Annotated in this window: 22 protein-coding genes and 1 tRNA gene; 18 read left to right on the top strand and 5 right to left on the bottom strand. The window is 44.4% G+C overall.

Going from position 1 to position 17,767, the window contains the following annotated elements; genetic code table 11:
- Window positions 1-103: 103 nt before the first annotated feature.
- Window positions 104-448 (bottom strand): DUF6559 family protein, encoded by a 345-nt coding sequence (locus R2X38_RS03630; RefSeq protein ID WP_317520736.1) that lies wholly within the window; start codon window positions 446-448, stop codon window positions 104-106.
- Window positions 449-510: 62 nt separating this feature from the next.
- Window positions 511-1,407, bottom strand: coding sequence for a LysR family transcriptional regulator (locus R2X38_RS03625; RefSeq protein WP_317520734.1), 897 nt, complete (start codon window positions 1,405-1,407; stop codon window positions 511-513).
- A gap of 102 nt (window positions 1,408-1,509) precedes the next feature.
- Between R2X38_RS03625 and R2X38_RS03620 the strand changes: the two genes are divergently transcribed.
- Window positions 1,510-1,881 carry a DoxX family protein gene (locus R2X38_RS03620; protein ID WP_317520733.1) on the top strand — a complete coding sequence of 124 codons (372 nt, stop codon included), beginning with the start codon at window positions 1,510-1,512 and terminating at the stop codon, window positions 1,879-1,881.
- On the opposite strand, the gene R2X38_RS03615 is transcribed toward R2X38_RS03620, so the two are convergent.
- Entirely contained in the window at window positions 1,869-2,333 is a 465-nt protein-coding gene (locus R2X38_RS03615; protein WP_317520732.1) for a GNAT family N-acetyltransferase, read from the bottom strand. The two genes, R2X38_RS03620 and R2X38_RS03615, sit on opposite strands and share 13 nt — an antisense overlap.
- 103 nt (window positions 2,334-2,436) lie before the next feature.
- Between R2X38_RS03615 and R2X38_RS03610 the strand changes: the two genes are divergently transcribed.
- Window positions 2,437-3,132 carry an aspartate/glutamate racemase family protein gene (locus tag R2X38_RS03610; protein WP_317520731.1) on the top strand — a complete coding sequence of 232 codons (696 nt, stop codon included), beginning with the start codon at window positions 2,437-2,439 and terminating at the stop codon, window positions 3,130-3,132.
- Between the two features lie 71 nt (window positions 3,133-3,203).
- Here R2X38_RS03610 and R2X38_RS03605 read toward each other — a convergent pair whose 3' ends face one another.
- Window positions 3,204-3,656: an HPP family protein gene (locus tag R2X38_RS03605; RefSeq protein ID WP_317520730.1), complete on the bottom strand. Its 453-nt coding sequence runs from the start codon at window positions 3,654-3,656 to the stop codon at window positions 3,204-3,206.
- Between the two features lie 97 nt (window positions 3,657-3,753).
- Here R2X38_RS03605 and R2X38_RS03600 point away from each other — a divergent pair, with 97 nt between their 5' ends.
- Window positions 3,754-4,305 carry a TetR/AcrR family transcriptional regulator gene (locus R2X38_RS03600; protein ID WP_317520729.1) on the top strand — a complete coding sequence of 184 codons (552 nt, stop codon included), beginning with the start codon at window positions 3,754-3,756 and terminating at the stop codon, window positions 4,303-4,305.
- Between the two features lie 54 nt (window positions 4,306-4,359).
- Here R2X38_RS03600 and tyrS read toward each other — a convergent pair whose 3' ends face one another.
- Window positions 4,360-5,550, bottom strand: coding sequence for a tyrosine--tRNA ligase (tyrS, locus tag R2X38_RS03595; protein ID WP_317520727.1), 1,191 nt, complete (start codon window positions 5,548-5,550; stop codon window positions 4,360-4,362).
- Window positions 5,551-5,768: 218 nt separating this feature from the next.
- Between tyrS and R2X38_RS03590 the strand changes: the two genes are divergently transcribed.
- The 15 genes from R2X38_RS03590 to R2X38_RS03520 all read left to right on the top strand — a co-directional run bounded on the left by R2X38_RS03590 (window position 5,769) and on the right by R2X38_RS03520 (window position 17,765).
- Window positions 5,769-6,662, top strand: coding sequence for a LysR family transcriptional regulator (locus R2X38_RS03590; protein ID WP_317520725.1), 894 nt, complete (start codon window positions 5,769-5,771; stop codon window positions 6,660-6,662).
- 92 nt (window positions 6,663-6,754) lie between these two features.
- A complete protein-coding gene (locus R2X38_RS03585) occupies window positions 6,755-7,225 on the top strand; it encodes a DM13 domain-containing protein (RefSeq protein ID WP_317520723.1) in 471 nt (156 codons plus the stop codon).
- A 32-nt stretch (window positions 7,226-7,257) separates the two neighbouring features.
- Entirely contained in the window at window positions 7,258-7,506 is a 249-nt protein-coding gene (locus R2X38_RS03580; protein ID WP_317520722.1) for a Rho-binding antiterminator, read from the top strand.
- A 63-nt stretch (window positions 7,507-7,569) separates the two neighbouring features.
- Complete coding sequence (locus tag R2X38_RS03575; RefSeq protein ID WP_317520721.1) at window positions 7,570-7,791, top strand: VOC family protein; 222 nt, start codon at window positions 7,570-7,572, stop codon at window positions 7,789-7,791.
- A gap of 53 nt (window positions 7,792-7,844) precedes the next feature.
- Window positions 7,845-8,489 carry an HAD family phosphatase gene (locus tag R2X38_RS03570; protein WP_317520720.1) on the top strand — a complete coding sequence of 215 codons (645 nt, stop codon included), beginning with the start codon at window positions 7,845-7,847 and terminating at the stop codon, window positions 8,487-8,489.
- A 121-nt stretch (window positions 8,490-8,610) separates the two neighbouring features.
- Complete coding sequence (locus R2X38_RS03565; protein ID WP_317520719.1) at window positions 8,611-9,312, top strand: DUF4336 domain-containing protein; 702 nt, start codon at window positions 8,611-8,613, stop codon at window positions 9,310-9,312.
- Window positions 9,313-9,423: 111 nt separating this feature from the next.
- Window positions 9,424-9,514 (top strand) — tRNA-Ser (locus tag R2X38_RS03560).
- 84 nt (window positions 9,515-9,598) lie between these two features.
- Window positions 9,599-10,861: a tyrosine-type recombinase/integrase gene (locus R2X38_RS03555; RefSeq protein ID WP_171757873.1), complete on the top strand. Its 1,263-nt coding sequence runs from the start codon at window positions 9,599-9,601 to the stop codon at window positions 10,859-10,861.
- 188 nt (window positions 10,862-11,049) lie between these two features.
- The gene (locus R2X38_RS03550; protein WP_317520718.1) at window positions 11,050-11,997 is read left to right on the top strand and encodes a hypothetical protein; all 948 of its coding nucleotides are present in this window, start codon (window positions 11,050-11,052) and stop codon (window positions 11,995-11,997) included.
- A 347-nt stretch (window positions 11,998-12,344) separates the two neighbouring features.
- A complete protein-coding gene (locus R2X38_RS03545; RefSeq protein WP_061066152.1) occupies window positions 12,345-12,530 on the top strand; it encodes a hypothetical protein in 186 nt (61 codons plus the stop codon).
- A gap of 247 nt (window positions 12,531-12,777) precedes the next feature.
- On the top strand, window positions 12,778-13,875 hold the full coding sequence (locus R2X38_RS03540; protein ID WP_258677637.1) for a tyrosine-type recombinase/integrase: 1,098 nt from the start codon (window positions 12,778-12,780) through the stop codon (window positions 13,873-13,875).
- Window positions 13,872-14,090, top strand: a complete 219-nt coding sequence (locus tag R2X38_RS03535) for a hypothetical protein (protein ID WP_317520717.1) — start codon at window positions 13,872-13,874, stop codon at window positions 14,088-14,090. Before R2X38_RS03540 ends, R2X38_RS03535 begins: the two co-directional genes overlap by 4 nt.
- A gap of 2 nt (window positions 14,091-14,092) precedes the next feature.
- Window positions 14,093-15,583: a hypothetical protein gene (locus R2X38_RS03530; RefSeq protein WP_317520715.1), complete on the top strand. Its 1,491-nt coding sequence runs from the start codon at window positions 14,093-14,095 to the stop codon at window positions 15,581-15,583.
- A 70-nt stretch (window positions 15,584-15,653) separates the two neighbouring features.
- Window positions 15,654-16,382: a DNA-binding protein gene (locus R2X38_RS03525; protein ID WP_317520714.1), complete on the top strand. Its 729-nt coding sequence runs from the start codon at window positions 15,654-15,656 to the stop codon at window positions 16,380-16,382.
- A 141-nt stretch (window positions 16,383-16,523) separates the two neighbouring features.
- Complete coding sequence (locus R2X38_RS03520) at window positions 16,524-17,765, top strand: SIR2 family anti-phage-associated protein (RefSeq protein ID WP_317520713.1); 1,242 nt, start codon at window positions 16,524-16,526, stop codon at window positions 17,763-17,765.
- The last annotated feature ends 2 nt before the right edge of the window (window positions 17,766-17,767 follow it).

The raw sequence follows: 17,767 nt of genomic DNA, 5'->3' as shown, positions 1-17,767 counted from the left end.
CGTTAATGTCGAGAGCCATTGTAGGGAAGCTAAAAAGTGTCTATTACAAGTATAAAGACTAAAAATATCAAAATAAGGACAGGACTATTTATCGATAATAATACTAGTACCTGCTGTTTTGCCCATAGTGGTTTGAAAGGTTATCGGTGTTAGACCCTCCTTTCCAGCCAGTAGGTTTGGCAATAGCAATGATACCCAGGGCATTAAAGGGGCTACCTTCGAATAAGCTGCTAGCCAGTTCTTGATGTTTTGTAGGATATTGCTCGCCAAAGAGAGCGTGAGCATATTGCTGGTACCGATGGCTTAGGCCAGATTCGTTCAGCACGGCATTGATCTGCCCCTCGGTATAGCTTTCTCTTGGACCATAGGATTTCACTAGCATTGGGCTGAGTGTTTTGATGTACTGGCGAATTGCTCTTCGCTTGAAAAACTGTCTAATGGCGAACATCGCTGATCTCCTACGAGCAAAACACTATTAATACAGTGTTCAATAAGGTTTGGCAAATGGTTTCAACTGTCATTCCCATCAAAGGTGTCAGCAATAAAGTCAATGAAAGCTCTGATACGAAAAGGCTGAGACTGACTGTCTTTGTAAACAGCATAAAGCGGAATAGTTTGCCTTGGGTAATCTGTTAGCACCTCAACCAACTCACCTGTTGCTTCATAAGTAGAAACCATCCATTGAGGTAAGAAGGTAACTCCCTGCCCTAAAATGGCCATTTTCAACAGCATTTCCGGGCTGTCGGTACGAAAAGCCTCACTCACTGTCACTTTTTCTGACTTGCCGTCTCGATTGGTGAAGCGCAAAACATTAGAGGGATGGGCTAGCGAATAACTCAGGTATTGATGTTCAGTGAGATCACTGGCGTATTTTGGCGTGCCTTCTCGCTCAAGGTAGTCGGGGGAGGCGCAATAGACCATGGTGTTATCCATTATGCGCTTCGCTTTGAGCCCTGAATCCTTAAGGAAAGACGCGCGAAAAGCGATATCGATGTTGTCGCGATAAAGATCTATGTGTTGATCGTTGAGTGAAAGATCGATATCAACGTCGGGATGTATGGCCATAAAGTCAGCAATTGGCTTGGATAGCAGGTGCAAGCCTAGAGATGTTGGCATGGATAGGGCTAGCCTTCCTTTGACTTTGATCTGTTCACCTTTGAGTGTGGCTTCGAAGCTGTCATGATCTTCCAGTAGGCGAAGGGCATGCTGATAATAAGCCTCCCCCGCATCAGTCAGCGACAGTTGGCGGCTGGTTCGGTGCAACAATGAAATTGAAAGTTGTTGTTCCAGCCAGGCGACCTTTTTACTTACGCTGCCTTGGGTAATGTTTTGGCGATTGGCGACAACAGTAAAGCTGCCTAGTTGCACAACTCTGACAAAGGTTCTGATGCAGTCTAGTTTGTCCATATCTATTCCTAAATGGAATCCTTGGTAATCAATTTTAGCTCTATATCTGGCTCACTTGGAATGTTTATGATTGCTCTCAGTTTATTTTTTGAGGCCAATATCATGACTACAACTCAAGTTATTATTACCGTTCTTCTTGCTGTTTTCTTTGTGTTTGCTAGCTCTATCAAGCTGTTAGGTTGGCAGAAGACGATTTTTACTACCCAGTTGGCCTTCTTCGTGAAGTATGGCCTTAACCGCAACTGGATGTTTGTGGTTGGGAGCGTTGAGTTAATTTCAGCATTGCTGATCATGGCGCCAATCTTCATGGGCACATCGTTCGTTGCGAGTGCTTCTTTGGTTGGGGCGACAGCTCTTGCTGCTGTTTCTATTGGTGCGATTGCCTGCCACCTGTGGTTTGATACTTGGCGGGACGGGGTACCAGCGATGGTGACCTTTGTGCTGTCTGCAGTGTTATTGCTTCAGGGGCTTTGATTGAACTTATAGATGAAAGGGAAACACCCGCCGGGTAAGTCTCTTGGCTCGCCATTCGGGACAAACCCCAGTTTTTGATAGAAGTTTACGGCATACCTTGAGGCATTAAGATGCACAGCTTGCTTAGGAGAGCGTGTTTTACATTCTTCGAGGGCTTTGTTAATTAACTGGCGAGCAATGCCTTGGTGATGGTATGCCGGATCGACGAACAAGTTGGAGAGGTTCCAGTACTCTTTGACCAAAAGCGCACCCACCACGCTGCCGTCGATACGATAGACGTAATGCAGCGCGAGGTCGGGATGTGCCCGCCACCACATCACACTGTCGGCGCAACTGGCGATGAGCCCGTCCTGGATATCAGAAGGTTCATCTATGCACGTTCTGATTGCCCGGCCAGTGAGGGCAATAATGTCAGAAATATCCCGAAAGCTGGCTTGTTGTATCACTCGCACTTTTCCCTGTTGCTGTGTTAATTACTCTATCTTTATCTGTTTTTATACATCTATCAATGCTAATAGTGAATATATTTGTCGAATAAGTAAGGATAAAGACACCATGAAAACCATTGGCCTGTTAGGGGGAATGAGCTGGGAATCTACAGCCAGTTACTACAAGGCAATTAACGAAGGTATCAAGCGGGAGCTTGGGGGGTTACATTCGGCAAAAGTAGCACTTTACAGTGTAAACTTTGACGAAATTGAGAAACTCCAGCATGCAGGCGATTGGCCAGCTACCGCGGAGATTTTGTCCAATGCGGCAAAATCAGTAGAGGCTGCAGGAGCGGATTTTTTATTGATCTGTACTAATACCATGCACAAAGTCGCGAAAGATATCGAGCAGGTGATGTCTATACCATTGCTCCATATTGCCGATGCCACAGCAAAACAATTGCAGGCCGATGGTATTAAGAAGGTTGGCTTACTCGGCACCCGCTTTACGATGGAGCAGGACTTCTATATCAACCGTCTTACCGAGAAATTTGGTATAGAGGTGATTGTTCCTGACTTGCCTGATAGGGAAATCATCCACAGAGTGATTTACGATGAACTGTGCAAAGGGATTATCAAAGATGAATCCCGCGCTGAATATGTAAGGATCACTGAATCGTTGGCTGAACATGGGGCTGAAGCGGTAATTTTAGGTTGTACGGAAATCGCTCTGTTGATTTCCTCTGAAAACACCGATGTACCCTTATATGACACGACGATAATTCATGCAGAAGCGGCGGTAAAACTTGCCCTGTCAGAGTAATTTGAGGCCACCGCAGGGTGGCCTTTTTGTTGGTCATTACCATCAATCATTACAACTTATGATGATTATCTTTAAGCAGCGATAAAACGTTGCTGTAGCAGCTTCATGCATCTCCCAACAACGACGATCATCACAGCCCCAACTAAAACGGGTGTAAATAGAAAGCCCCAGCTTTGGCCTGATAGCATAATTAATATTGGGTTAGCCCCAGCTGGTGGGTGAGTGGTTTTTGTCATCAGCATTGCACTCACTCCGGCCCCAGTAGCTATCGCCAATGTCATTGCCGAGACTCCGACATATTGCGTAAAAAACACGCCAATAGCAGCAGTCAGTAAATGGCCAAAAATGACATTTTTAGGCTGTGCCAAAGGGCTGTCTGGTAATCCAAAGACAAGAACCGTCGTCGCACCAAACGGTGCCATCAATAGCGCCACATCCGCAAGGTTTGCATCCATAAACGAAAGTAAGCCAATGGCTACAGCTGCGCCACATCCGGCTAAAACCGCATACATAAGATGATTCATCATACACCTCAAAAAAGTAGACCGAATTGTCTACTTGGTAAGATAGACAAATCAGTCTACTTTTGTCAAGATGGTGCTGTTGTTCGAGGAGTTGGCTATGAGTAAAAAGCGACAGTTATTGGTTGATACAGCATTAGGGCTGTTTTACGGCTACGGAATTAAATCAATTGGGATCAATGAAGTTTTGAAGGTCTCTGGTGTTGCTAAACGGACGCTTTATAGTCATTTCGAGAGTAAAGATGATCTTGTTGTCGCCGCTTTAGCGCAGAGGCACCAGGGCTTTATGTCCTGGCTCGAGCGGAAACTCAGTGAAGTGTCGTCGGATGAGGAGGTGATCACTTACCTATTTCAAGCTCTCGATGATTGGTTTAATGATAAAGAGGCTGAGCTTGGTCATTTCAGAGGCTGCTTTTTTATCAATACGTCTGCAGAGTTCAGTGATTTGGATAGTGACATCGCGAAGTACTGCCGCTATCACAAAGAGCAGGTCAGAGAAGTGATTGCACAGAAGTTGTCTGGTGAACATCCGCTGCTACTCGATGCTATTTGCATTATGAAGGAAGGGGCGATTACAACGGCACACCTGACTGGTAATGGTACAGATGTCACCCGCAAGTGTATCGCAGTGCTCAAATCCATTTTGCAATGAAAGCTATGGCGAACAAAGGCCAGTAGCGTCTGGCCTTGTGGTCATCGTCGAAGTCTACTGAGGCATAATCCTGATCTTGGCCGCCCGCCGCTTGCCAACCTGGTAGATCTCTTCGCCCAATGCCGGCGTCAGTGTGGGATCTTCAATTTTAACCCCATCTATCTTCACGGCCCCTTGCTTGATCAAGCGAATCGCCTCTGAGGTTGACGCTGTTAATCCAGTTTGTTTGAGCAGCTGACTGATGCTCAAGCCGTGCCGCACGTCAATTGTCTCTAAATTGTCAGGCAAAACTTTAGCAGCAAAGCGCTGGTTGAACATGGCTTCTGCATTATCTGCCTTGGGCTCGGAATGGAAGCGGGTGACGATCTCTTTTGCCAGCAGTACCTTGATCTCTTTGGGGTTGCGCCCTGAATCGATATCCCGCTTAAACTGCTCAATTTCATCCATAGGACGGGATGACAATAGCTCCAAGTAATTCCACATCAAGTCGTCTGAAATGGACATCAGTTTGCCGAACATTTCCTCTGGCGATTCGGTAATACCAATGTAATTAGCCGCTGACTTGGACATCTTCTTAACCCCATCGAGGCCAACCAGCAACGGCATGGTGATAACGACTTGCTGCTCCATGTTGTGCTGTTTTTGCAGCTCACGGCCCATCAGCAAGTTAAAGGTCTGATCCGTGCCGCCCAGTTCGATATCGGCCTTTAGCTCTACTGAGTCGTAGCCTTGAAGAAGCGGGTAGATAAACTCATGGATACCGATGGATTGTTGCTGAGCAAAGCGGTTCTTGAAGTCCTCCCGTTCAAGCATCCGGGCGACTGTCTGGCTGGCGGTAAGTTTCAACATACCTTCAGCGCCCAGCTTGGAGAGCCAGCGGGAATTGAATACGATCTCGGTTTTGTTTGGGTCGAGGATCTTGAACACCTGCTGCTGGTAGGTTTCGGCATTGGCAAGAACCTGTTCTGTCGTCAGCGGTGGGCGGGTTATATTCTTGCCGCTTGGATCGCCAATTTTTCCGGTAAAATCGCCAATCAAGAAGACAACATTATGGCCCAAGTCTTGAAACTGCCTTAGCTTGTTCAGAATAACAGTGTGGCCGAGATGGATATCGGGAGCGGTAGGATCCGCCCCCAGCTTGACCACCAAAGGCCGGTTTTTTTTTAACTTTTCAATCAACCCAGATTCAGGGGTAACTTGCTCAGCTCCGCGGTGGATGAGAGCAACGGCTTGGTCAATATTCATGGCAGCTCCGGCAGTTGTTCAGTTCAGAGCTCTACTATCATATATGCTGATACTCTGATTTTCTTTAAGGTGTTAATTCATGGGGGATATACGAATACCCCGCCTCATTTCAGGTAGCAGCGTAGCAAAGTTATTATAGGGTGAAAGTTAGTAGCTATCACGACTCGTGATAGCTATGCTGAGAGGCGGGAGATAGCGTAGACAATGGTTAATCAATAATGTACAGCTTTGAACAATTGAAAATGTTTGTCGCCGTTTGTGAGTGTGGTTCTTTTTCTGCAGCGGCGAGAAAATATAAACGGGCGCAATCTGGGGTTAGCCAGTCGGTGTCGAACCTGGAAATCGCGTTAAATCAGACTTTGTTTGACCGCTCCAGCAATATGCCAAGGCTTACCGCTCAGGGAGAAGCATTGCTGCCTATTGCCCGCGCCATTTTGTTGCAACAGCAACGCTTAGATCAAAAGGTCATGGCATTGGATGCTGACCAAGAGCATGAGCTAGTGGTAGCAATAGAAGAAAGTGTGCTTGAGCCTGAACTGCTGGCGCAGTTAGTTGCGCTAGGTGAGCAGTTTCCGATGACCAATATTGAACTGGTTTCGGCATCGACCTTTGATATCAAAACTATGGTGTGTGAAGGGCGGGCACACGTCGGGGTAGTCTACTCAGATGGCAAGATGCTGGAAGATACCGAGTTTGCCACCGTGGGTTATAATCGGTTTTTGACTCTAGCTTCTCCCGAGCACCCTTTATCTCAGAAAAAAGCACTCAAAGATGGTGATCTGCGTAATTATCGCCAAGTCGTACAGCGCTCGTCCAGTGGCAAAGAGCTGTGGTTTAGTTATGCCATCAGCACACAGGTCTGGTATGCCAATAATCATCAGCTGCTGTTGGAATTGGCTGCCCAAGGCTTAGGTTGGGTGATTGTCCCCGAGAGGCTAGCTGCCCCATTTGTTGAACAAGGTAAGTTGGCAGTGTTGGATTTGGCCTTTGAGCCAGACGGTTGGTTGACAACAGTCGATGTGATCCAAACTCGTCGTTATACCGAGGGGCCGGTTCGACAAGCAATGCTGCGCCTATTAGAAAAGGCTCTCGCTTCGAAGCCAAGGTTGTAGATTTCTGCTAGCAATGTCCTGGCTACTTTGCTGTTTTTGCTATAGTTCAATGGTAATGAGTTGGACGTATTTTGATGCAGCAGGAGGCAGGGGTGAAACGAGTTTTTGGGTTATTGGCCACACACATCATAGCGGTTGGGATTGGTTTTGCGCTAGGTATTTACGCGCTACCCATTTTGATTGCGCCGGAGGCACCACCGGTTTCCACTATTCAGTCGGTGGAGGAAAAAGCACAGTTTACCGGTACCTTTGATAAAGAGCGTCAAGACAGTGACTTCCTGCACTGGGGGGAAGGTAAAGTTGCACTGGCAGCAGACAGCATCAGTTTTACCGGGGAGTTAGCTCCGGGGCCTGATTATAAGCTCTACCTATCGCCAGAGTTTGTTGAAACAGAAGACGATTTCAATCGCCTAAAATCGACTATGGTCAGGATCGGCGATATCAAAACCTTTAACCAATTCATGCTGCCTGTGAGCGAGAGTGTCGATATTGCGCAATACAACACAGTGATTGTGTGGTGTGAAACATTTGGCCAGTTTATTACATCTGCCCAATACCAGTGAGCTAAGTGAGGCCCGTAAGAAAAGGAACGCCAATGGTTACCTGTCACCAAACAGATTATGTCGAAATTGCTTGTATGTATCGCTATCCCATCAAGTTGACTATGAGGTCGGGCAAGGAAGTGCTCGGCACTGCGCTAGATACAAAATGGGATGAAAATAAACAAGAATGCATTGAGATAAAAACAGAAGATGCCAGTGCTGAACTCATTGCATTGGAAGATATCTCAGCACTTGAGGTCCTCATCGATAACCCTCATTTCAGCAAAATCACCTTTGATTGAGCACGTTTGAAATGGTATTAGCGCTCAGGTGCATTCCGTCATGGCGCTATGTAGGTAAAGGATTTGGATACGTTTCCTGTGACGGCAGATGATCCCATGGCTCAGTTTACCGGGTTGATACACTTGGCGATGTCTGTCGGTACTGAGCAAGAGGTCGATGCATTAACCGCGCGTTTAGCCAATGACGGTTATAACGTTGTGGATAGTCCGCGGCGAACCGGCGATGGTTACTATGAGAGCGTAGTACTTGACCCTGAAGGTAACCGTTTGGAAATTACGCTGTAATGGTACCACTCAGCGTTGGCTACTCTTTGTACACAACAACTTTGAGGAAGGATATGAAAGAAGTAAAAGCGGTATTGTTTGACATGGACGGCCTGATCTTTGACACCGAAGGGTTGTACAAAGCCTGCTGGCAATATGCCGCCCAAGAGCAAGGTCTGGTACTCACCGATGCAGACTACCAGTCTTTCATCGGGGTGCAGGATGTAGAGTGCGAGCGCAGAGTGGCGGCAATGTTTGGTGATAATATCGATTTAGCGCGATTTTGCCAGGTCAGAGATGCGATGTTCAAGGCTGAGCAAGATAAAGGTATTCCCTACAAAGCTGGCTTTTCAGAGTTATTTTCACATATTAAGCAAAAAGGCATTAAGTGTGCGCTTGTCACGTCTTCACCTCGACATAAGGTAGAACACCACTTTGCAGGTAGCGATTACATTACCCAGTTCGATGCTATGGTGACGGCCGAAGATGTCGAGCACGGCAAGCCGGCTCCTGATTGTTACCAGATGGCGAGCAACCAGCTAGATATCGCGCCAGCTAATTGCCTGGTATTGGAAGACTCCAATAATGGCATGCGCTCAGGGCTTGATGCAGGTTGTCAGGCGATTATGATCCCGGATTTGTTAGTACCTGCGGAAGACGTGGTACTTCGTGCAACGTCAATTGTTGACTCACTAATTGACACTAAGCCATATATCTAATCGACAGGTTAATGTGAATTGGCGATTCTGTGATCTCAAAAGCATGCCTTTGCTGCGCCCTCTGGCACTATAGTTGATGGATAGAGAAGTTGATTAGAAACAACTAACTAGCGGAGAAGGCATGCGACAGGTAGGCGATGATATTTGGGTTCATGAAGACTCAATGAAGATGCTGGGTACCAAGCTTGGCTTACGGATGACCATTGTTCGGCTTGAAGGCGGCCGGCTATGGGTACATTCACCAACAGCTATCTCTCCGTCATTGCAACAAGAGATAAATGCCTTGGGATCTGTTCGGTACTTGGTCGCTGCCAATAACCACCACAGTAGATGGCTGCAAGACTGGATTGATGTTTATCCCGATGCTGAAGTTTATGTCAGTGCGGGGATCCCCCGTAAAGTACCGCTCTCCAATTATCACATTTTGCAACGCGGCATGGAAAATGTTTGGCAAGGGGATCTTGAATGGCAAACTATGCCGGCGGTTCCTATGTTCAACGAAACTGTTTTCTTTCACCTTCGTTCATCGTCTTTGATTGTGACGGATTTGGTGCAAAACTATCCTGAAAATCCCAATAAGGCAGGTTTGGCTGGTGCCATGACCAAGTACGTTTTTGAACCTATCGGCTTTAAAGGTTGCTGTGTAGCCCCTCCACTAAAAATGGGTTTTACCATTAAAGACAAACCGGCTTTCCATCGTTTTCTGCAAAGTGTGCAGGAGTGGTCGTTTGACAAGATCATAGTGACTCATGGCGATATTATCGAAGATGACGCGAAAGATGTTTTTGCTTCATTGACGTCACGTTTTCGTCGTGATCTATAGATAAAAGCGTCGATAATCAGCGTTATGATGTGATAGTGACCACTTAGACGCTGGGTGAGATTTTTCTTCTTTACAGCCATCAACGAAGTCCGTAGTATTCACCGCACTTACGGAGAGATGGCTGAGTGGTTGAAAGCACCGGTCTTGAAAACCGGCATACGTTAATAGCGTATCTAGGGTTCAAATCCCTATCTCTCCGCCACTTTTAAAGATTAAACCGCTGTTTTTACAGCGGTTTTTTCGTTTTCATAACTCAAAAGTCGACAAATACAAGAGGATGATACAGATGTATTTGTTTCGACAACCTAATAGCGTGTACTACACACGCGTTGCAATCCCGACTTCCCTTCAAAAAAACGGTTTTCCTAAGGAAATTCGCTTATCCCTAGCCACGCGTGATCGCCGTATGGCTTACAAACGCAATCTTGACCAGACAAAAGTAATCTTCGAGCTTTTCGAGTTAGCACAGACAAAGTTTTTACCCTTTCCAGATTTTAAGCAAAAGCTTAATGCTGAGATTAACAAGCTTAGAGTCTCTTTTAATAAACAAACAGGTGATGGAGACTCAACATGTCGTCTGCTCTCGGAAACGTATGAGCCCAAGCCAAATAAACAGATACCATCCATCAATAATGATGCTCTTAATCGTTTTATTGAATCTAAGCGCCTAGAAAAAGTCACTAACCTCACTCTTAAGCAGTTAAAGCAGCGTAATGGGGATTTTTTAAAGTTTGTAGAGCAACAGGAAGGAACGAGTATCACCAGTAGCGTTGCTATGGCTTATCGAGATAAGCTCTTAGGTCGAGGATTAAGCCATAAGACTTTAAGGGACTATCTCGCGGCCATCAAACAATTCATGAATTGGTGTGTCGTGCAAGAGCTGATAGCCAACAACCCATTTGCACATGTAAAGCTACCCTCCCAAAACACCTCGTCTCATTCCCAGCGCCTACGCTGGGGAGAAAAGGAGCTAACACGCCTGCTTGCCAGTCGTGCTTTTCAAGAGCAGGATTCATCCTTCCAATGGGCCACTAAAGTCATGATGTTGCATGGCTGCCGTCCTTCGGAAGCTTGCCAACTTCGAGTAGCTGATATCCACATAGATGGCCCGATACCAACCATCTCTTTTACCGACAACGGAGAGCAGCAACACCTGAAAAATGCATCTTCTAAACGGAAAGTTCCCATCCATAAAGGGTTAATAAAAATGGGCTTTCTCGAATATGTGAAATCTCGGCAAGATAAAAAACAAATGCAGCTCTTTGATTTTACCCCTCGGGGTAAGGATTCCGATTGGTCAAAGGATTTCAGAGACAGCATGGGTGACGTTCTGACTGCTTGTGGGTTTAAAGCAGGTAGTCGCCCCACTGCGTACTCTTTCCGACACACATTCGTCGATGAACTAAAGCAAGCTAATATTGAAGAACATGTGGTAGCTCAAATCGTAGGGCATAAAAATACCAGCATGACCTACGGACACTACGGCAAGCAACTTCCAGCAGAGAAGCTGGTGCATGCTGTTAATGCATTTACGCTTAATCGGTTCTAAATCTCTTGCATTGAAAATTTAGAACCGATTACAATGAGTGCGGATGACATACACTGGTCGCTGGCGATACCTACCTCTGTCCGTACTCAATTTAACTTAATTTAAAGTCTTTGTGCTGAAACCCAGTGCATTAGTAAGCTTTTGTAAACGCCAGCCGCAGCTTGCTATTGCATGTCGGAGAGACAGCTATGCGTTTACGCAACAAATCGACTTACACTAAGTTAACCAACGCTTTCAATGAACATCTAAGACGCAATCTAGAGCTAAGTATTCCTTTTCGTCAGAGGGATAATATGCTTGCGTACATTTTGTTTAATCTCAGCCCTAATGAAGTCCACCAAAGGTTAAGTCGAAATAAAGATGTATTGGTGGATTGGAAGCAAGAAAGTGACTCCGTTTTAGAGGCTCGCTTTCAAAACACCATTTGGCAACGTGTCACCAGGGCTTTCTGCGATTACAGCTTATCGGAAGAGCAGTTGATCGAGTTAGTCGCAAGCACTATCAAACCAGCTCTGTTAGATTTAGAGCCATCTTTAATATCTATGAGCTTTCAAAGTGCACTCGGTATCGAATTTGTTTTAGTAACGGATGAAAACGAAACAAAAGCATCCACAGGTCATTATCTTTTAAAATGGCATCTTCCTTCACGAGATAACATGATCGTTCCCAACTCATGGACGGGACTAGATAATAAGCGCCTTTACACTCCCAGCAGTGTCAAAGAGCGTTATTCTGCTTTTGATGAACAGAGCTATAAGATCATGTCACTTTCATGTAACGAGGTTCTAATTGATGCTTATCGGCATGCACCTAAACTGAATAGTCAGTACTCTTCCCTTTATAACGAACTTCATCAATTGCGTGACTGTCATCTTTTGCTCTTGTTTGTACATGAGCATTATCGACTTGCAGAGATAATGACGCAGAGTATTGTTGATCACTATGAAAACGAGTGCCGTTTTGAAAAAAAGGAGAATCAGGTATTGGTGACGATATTAGTTGGTTTTCTGAGCTTCAAGCGATTAATTTCTCGCTCTACAGTTTGTGGAATATCGTTGAAGAAGAGTATGAGGAGTTTGCTTATAAGAACCACATACCAACCAGGAACGATTACGTCGATGAGCTGTATCTGCTGATAATGCAATACCTGTTTGAAACGGGTTTGGTAAATCAACAAAATAAAGAGCTGTGTGATGACGTTACGCTGACTTATGCAGTGAATGATGCCGTGAAGAACTCAGTAGGCAGTTTGCATCATCAATTAACACGAGGAGTCCGTTTGCTTACTCATGGCAATCCTAGCAATTTTCTACTTAGTTTAATCCCAGAAGTGAATTAAATAGCCATTGTTGCAGCGACAGATTTACAAAATCAATGTCGTTGCTCACTCATGGTAATCCGATGGAGTTACTTATGAGCAGAACTTTAATCACCCGTATTCGCAGCGCTTTTGAAAGCGCTGCTATCTAACTGAAGCAAAGACATGAGTGAAACAAAAAATCAACCTGATGAGTTCGTTAGAAAGTCATCGTCTGTAGAACTCAATAGCCAAACAAAAATTGAGCGAGGAGATAGCAAAATGAAGCATCGACGAAAGCGTAAATACTACTCAGAACAAGAGGCTGAGAAGTTTGCAGAACATGTCAGTAAAGCAGCAAGAAAAGTTTAATCGGTCGGTTTACCCTCAAAGAGATCAGCCGTTACACCTCTTGAAGTTCAACCACTGGAAGGCAGTACCGCCTTCCATTTTTTTTGAAAAAAAATGCTAACTCTTAACTGATTGATTAAGAACGAAAGTGCTCTGATTTTATAATAAGTAACTAATAATATTAGTATTTTCAGTTTAGACTTCCTGATTTTGCCTAGATATGATGCTCTCAAATAGAAGAGCAGCCATAGCTGCCTAAGTTGAGAAAATGGAAAACAGGAACCCCAAAAAATTTAAAGATTACGCAGATAAATTCATCAAAAGCCGAAAATTCAGAGTTGCTCCATCAACTCTTGTTAACAACAAGTGCAAAGCGAACGCCTTGAAGCGCTACTTCGGTGAGACATTAATCTCCGACATTTGTCATAGCGACATTCTAGATTTATTTGACGACCTCCACGAGCGTTATGCGAACAAAACAATCAATGAGTTCATGACCGTATTGCGAGGTACTTTTAAGCACGCGGCCAGTGATGGTGCTATTGGTGTTAGCCCAATGTTAGACGTCAAGAACTTTAAAGCGTGCAAAGTTGAACCGAAGCCTTTCTCTAAAGCGGAACTGAACAGCCTTCACAGTACTCATGGGTGTCTACATGGCAAGCATGCGCTCATGTTGAATGTTCTTATTGGTGTTCGGATTAGTGAACTGATTGCACTAACTTGGGAAGATATCGACTTTAAGCGCAAGGAAATGTTTGTTCGTCGGGCCAAGGTGCTCAGTGATTACAAGACTCCAAAAACTGAAGAGTCAATAAGGAAAGTCGAGCTCAATGAGTTGGCTATTCAAGTGTTGCTAAAACAGCTTAAGCTGACAGGTGACAAGGCGACTCGTGAAATCTCGGTGCTGCAAAGTGATAACAAAAGTCGTATCAAAGAACACTTACAGTTTGTCTTTTACAACAGTCAAACTGATGCCCCTTTCATTCACGCAGCGCAGTTTAATAAAACCTTTTTCAAGCCATTTCTAGAAAAGGCTGGAGTGGAGCACCGTGGCGCAAGTCAACTTCGACATACTTTTGCGAGTCAAAACCTGACGGCAGGTATTTCTAAAGAGTGGATTGCGCGTCAGATGGGCCATAGCGATACGGCAATGATAGACAAACATTATGGCAAATGGATAGCTGTAGACTCCCCCGACTACGCAAGTGCCTCGGCAAGGAACCTGTCTAGTACGTTTGATATGGAAGTCTCTGAGCCCGTGCCTGTGACAGAAATTTCATCTGAGTTCGTAGCTTTGATTCAAGTGCTACAAACTAAACCTGAGCTTCTCGCTGCGGTAAAAATGCTTGTCGGGAGTCAGCCATGATTACTCTCGACACCATTGTCATCTGTGTTGTCAGCCATGGCAGTTTCACTGCCAAGAATGGCACCATTGGTGCCAAAGTCATTCACTTAAAAAGTGAGATGACTAAGCAACCCGCTGCGCTCCCGTCACACTTTTGCTGCGCAAAAGATGAACGTGAGCTGCGGGCAAGAGATGGCTCTCTTGACTCTCTGCCATACTCACCCCTTCGGAGGTGAGTATGAAGGAAATTCGATTCTTTTATCGACGCTTTAACTTCACATCAAAACCTGGTGATAGAGTTAAATGCGAACACTCGCTTGCCCATTCATTGCGTATTGCTCCACCAACAGCCGCTAATAAAGCTAAGAAGTTGGAGTGGAATGAGGAGCTTGCAGATTCCAACTTGATCTGGCTTGGTTCAAACATTTTGCCTTTGAACTCAGTGTCTGAAGAGGAGCGTCTGGAGCTGCTATATCAATTCGCACCAGAGCCTAAAATTCGTAATCAGTCCAAACTGCAAACTCAGCAGCGGCAATATCGCCTCAAAATTAAGAAAGCTATAGAGAGTGAAACGAACAAAGGTAACGTCGATGCTGCTAAGTTTTTGCAAGATGTCTTAAATACAAAAGGTCATGTTTCGTACTCTCGCATAGAGCAGTTTAAAAAGCTTCCAATGCAAAGGAAAGGTCAACGCATCAAAATGCTCGAAACGTATTTGAACGCATACAACCAATTACAACAGCGACCTGCCGCTAATCATGTCTTTCTGCAAGAAGGCATCTTTAAAGTTCCGCATCGGTGGGATGTTGGCACTGATGTTATCAGCGTTGAGGAATACATACTCTTTACACAAAAATTTTTGGACGACCATTTCCCTGACTATCCTGTTCGCGCAATCATTGCGCATGACGATGAGCGTAGCATCGAAGTAACTAAAGGAGCACATACTCACTATTTTATATCGGGGCAAAATAACCAGACAGGTAAATATGACTTAAGGAAGACTCAGATTAGAGTAGTTAATGAATACATCAGTTCTAGTTTTCCCGATGAGGAGTTGCTACCTGCTGATGGGAAACTAAGCAGAAAATTAACCAAAAAATTCGGCCACTACTTTCAATGCATGGTATTGGATTACGCGAACGAGCACTTGTTTAAAAGTAAAGAGCTAAGAGCAGACTTTGCACCTGAAACGGAGCAGAAGTCAGAGCTTCGCAAGAAAATGGACAGAGAGGCAAGCTCACCCAAGTCTGAACGTAGCCATAATTATTACACTCATCAATTAGAGCTTGCTCAAGCAAAGATTCAATCGGCAGAGCAACAGTATGACAAGTTGCTAGAAAATACCCAGTCACTAGAAGGGCAGTTTGAAAAATTACTTGATGAAGTCACTGAAGTACAAATTAATCTCAGCGAGCTGCAAGTTGAAAAAGATACTGTAATGACAGAAGTATCAGAGCTACAGGCACAAAAGTCGCGTCTATCTCAGCTAACGAAAGAATTATCAGAAGCTATTGTGCCAAAGTTGGTCAGTGTGTTTAAGAAAGTGCTGCTTGCTCTCAATGCTCGTGACCAAAAGATGGCAACGAAACAGATTGAGTATCTTGATTCCGCTTTCAGTGCTGCGTTAGAGCTTCCTCCTTCGGTAACGCAAGGGATTACCAGGGAAATTAAGGCTATTAAAAAGACCAATACTGCAATTGAAGCCGAAGCTTCAATGGATAAGTAAGTTAGTTAACGTGACTAACTTACTTCACTAACTAACAAACCTAAAAATGATAACTAAAAACAGGTGAAAAATGGCTAGACCGAAATCATATACCGATGACGATGTCATCAAAATTGCTACTCAGCTGATCAGCAAAGGAAAAAAGCCTTCGGGCTGGAGCATAAAAGAAGTATTAGGCCGAGGAAAAATTTCCGCAATTCAATCGGACTTAGATCGCCTTATAAAAAGTGGACATATCTCGGTTGAAGCGCTTAATGCGCAAGACTATAAAGAGTGTGAAGCTACCCGTGCTTTTCTGTCCTATGATCTTCCAGTGGAGTTGCAGGAACTTTTAGCTAAGCGGGAGGAAGAGCTTTGTAAAGTAATGCGTGATATGACGAATGCTTTGAATAACAAGGCGCACGAGCATTATGAAACCATGATGGCTATTCGTATCAGAGATCTCGACGCAAAGTACAACCTAACGTATCGAGCCAAGGAGCAAGCTGAAGCTGACTATGCTGATATTGAAGAACGCCTTAAGAAGCAAGTTGAGGAAAAGGAACGGCTTGAGGACACAATTGAAGAATTAGAACTTGAATTGGCTGAATCACGGCAAAGCCACTCGGAGTTGCTTCAACACAATCTTAAACTTACAAGCAATTTAAACTCCATTACGGAGAAGTACGAAATACTTCAAGGGACTTACCAAGGCATCAACGAACAGCTATCAGCACTACAAAACGAGTATACATCCTTGAAAGTAAAGCTGGATTCTGCGCTAAGTGAGAACGAAAGCCATAAGCCTCAGCATTGCTGAGTATGAGAAAGCCAAAGACAGCTTACCTGAAGCTAAGGCGAAGCTCACTCTAAATAAAGTTAATTCTGCTCATGGGTTCAAGTTTGAAGTTTAATGCATATGCTACAATGCACACCAATTTTGGTTCGTGGATACATGAGTATGGCAGAGTTGTTTTTTCAAGGTGGCGGTGAAATTGAACGTAGAGACTTAGAAAGTCACCTATCTTCTTTATGTCAGCTAGAAAACGTTGGGATACTACTCGGCGCTGGGGCATCTAAAAGTGCTGGTGGTATGGTCATGAAAGAGATTTGGCTAGACTTTAAAGCTCGTAATGAACCTAAGATACCAATACTAAGAGATAAGTATAAACTGATTCGTCAGCAAGAGATTGAAGCGAATTCTGTCAATATTGAGCTTTTGATCGATGAGGTACTTAAAAACAAAAATGTTATAGATACATGGCAACAAGACTCGACTGAGCTTCAAGATTTGTTGGTTGAACTATACCGTTCGGTTACTAAGGCGGCTTTGCTAGTCGACTCAGATTTTCCTAAGCTTCACGTTGGAGAAAAGGAAAAGTTCGATAAGCATAAGAATTTATTAGAAAAACTAATTTCGAATAGACAGCCAGGTCAAGCGGCTCCAGCTATTTTTACCACTAATTACGATTTAGCTATCGAATGGTCAGCCGAAGCGTCTGGGATAAACCTTGTAAACGGATTTTCAGGTATACATTCAAGAACCTTTCAGCCTCATTCCTTTGATTTGGGGTTTCGCAATGTAAATGCGGTTGGCGAAGCTCGCTTCGGGCACTACAACATGTACTTATATAAACTTCACGGTTCATTGACGTGGTATCAAGATGAAAGCGGTGATGTCATTGAGTGCAACAGTTCGAAGGCTTATCAAGATTTTATCAATCCATTAGTTGGAGAAGGTAGTTTTAATGATAAACAGCGTCTTATTTACCCAGGAGCTAACAAGTACCATCATACAATAGGTTTCGTCTACGGTGAGATGTTCCGTCGCTTCAGTGAGTTTCTTACTAAGCCACAAACAACCCTATTCGTTAACGGTTACGGCTTTGGTGATTACCATATAAATAGAATAATTCTCGGGGCTTTACTGAATCCATCTCTACATATTGTTATCTGTTACCCAGAATTGGCAGAACTTAGTGCTAACAGCCAACTAGAAAATGGATTGAGTCCAGCGCAACAATGCATTGATAAAATTAGGAAAATGCAACTAAATCAAGTCACAATCATAGGTGGTTCAGATGCTTACTTTGACAACTTCGTTGATTTGATTCCCAAGCCTGTATTGTTCCCTAAAAATAGCGCAGTTAACGTGATAGCCGAAGCTCTCAACAACCTTGGTTCTACAAGCAAGGGGGAGTAAGC

The sequence above is a fragment of the Photobacterium rosenbergii genome (genome assembly GCF_033022775.1).
In the GTDB taxonomy this organism is placed as follows: Bacteria; Pseudomonadota; Gammaproteobacteria; order Enterobacterales; family Vibrionaceae; genus Photobacterium; species Photobacterium rosenbergii_A.
Note: the sequence above shows the minus strand (reverse complement) of the source record. Positions and strands in the feature narration are given on the sequence as shown.

Excerpts from the sequence above, each read along its gene's own strand:
- R2X38_RS03630 (WP_317520736.1), bottom strand. The coding sequence starts at position 448 with ATGTTCGCCATTAGACAGTTTTTCAAGCGAAGAGCAATTCGCCAGTAC.
- R2X38_RS03625 (WP_317520734.1), bottom strand. The coding sequence starts at position 1,407 with ATGGACAAACTAGACTGCATCAGAACCTTTGTCAGAGTTGTGCAACTA.
- R2X38_RS03620 (WP_317520733.1), top strand. The coding sequence starts at position 1,510 with ATGACTACAACTCAAGTTATTATTACCGTTCTTCTTGCTGTTTTCTTT.
- R2X38_RS03610 (WP_317520731.1), top strand. The coding sequence starts at position 2,437 with ATGAAAACCATTGGCCTGTTAGGGGGAATGAGCTGGGAATCTACAGCC.
- R2X38_RS03605 (WP_317520730.1), bottom strand. The coding sequence starts at position 3,656 with ATGAATCATCTTATGTATGCGGTTTTAGCCGGATGTGGCGCAGCTGTA.
- R2X38_RS03600 (WP_317520729.1), top strand. The coding sequence starts at position 3,754 with ATGAGTAAAAAGCGACAGTTATTGGTTGATACAGCATTAGGGCTGTTT.
- tyrS (WP_317520727.1), bottom strand. The coding sequence starts at position 5,550 with ATGAATATTGACCAAGCCGTTGCTCTCATCCACCGCGGAGCTGAGCAA.
- R2X38_RS03590 (WP_317520725.1), top strand. The coding sequence starts at position 5,769 with ATGTACAGCTTTGAACAATTGAAAATGTTTGTCGCCGTTTGTGAGTGT.
- R2X38_RS03580 (WP_317520722.1), top strand. The coding sequence starts at position 7,258 with ATGGTTACCTGTCACCAAACAGATTATGTCGAAATTGCTTGTATGTAT.
- R2X38_RS03570 (WP_317520720.1), top strand. The coding sequence starts at position 7,845 with ATGAAAGAAGTAAAAGCGGTATTGTTTGACATGGACGGCCTGATCTTT.
- R2X38_RS03565 (WP_317520719.1), top strand. The coding sequence starts at position 8,611 with ATGCGACAGGTAGGCGATGATATTTGGGTTCATGAAGACTCAATGAAG.
- R2X38_RS03555 (WP_171757873.1), top strand. The coding sequence starts at position 9,599 with ATGTATTTGTTTCGACAACCTAATAGCGTGTACTACACACGCGTTGCA.
- R2X38_RS03550 (WP_317520718.1), top strand. The coding sequence starts at position 11,050 with ATGCGTTTACGCAACAAATCGACTTACACTAAGTTAACCAACGCTTTC.
- R2X38_RS03545 (WP_061066152.1), top strand. The coding sequence starts at position 12,345 with ATGAGTGAAACAAAAAATCAACCTGATGAGTTCGTTAGAAAGTCATCG.
- R2X38_RS03540 (WP_258677637.1), top strand. The coding sequence starts at position 12,778 with ATGGAAAACAGGAACCCCAAAAAATTTAAAGATTACGCAGATAAATTC.
- R2X38_RS03535 (WP_317520717.1), top strand. The coding sequence starts at position 13,872 with ATGATTACTCTCGACACCATTGTCATCTGTGTTGTCAGCCATGGCAGT.
- R2X38_RS03530 (WP_317520715.1), top strand. The coding sequence starts at position 14,093 with ATGAAGGAAATTCGATTCTTTTATCGACGCTTTAACTTCACATCAAAA.
- R2X38_RS03525 (WP_317520714.1), top strand. The coding sequence starts at position 15,654 with ATGGCTAGACCGAAATCATATACCGATGACGATGTCATCAAAATTGCT.
- R2X38_RS03520 (WP_317520713.1), top strand. The coding sequence starts at position 16,524 with ATGGCAGAGTTGTTTTTTCAAGGTGGCGGTGAAATTGAACGTAGAGAC.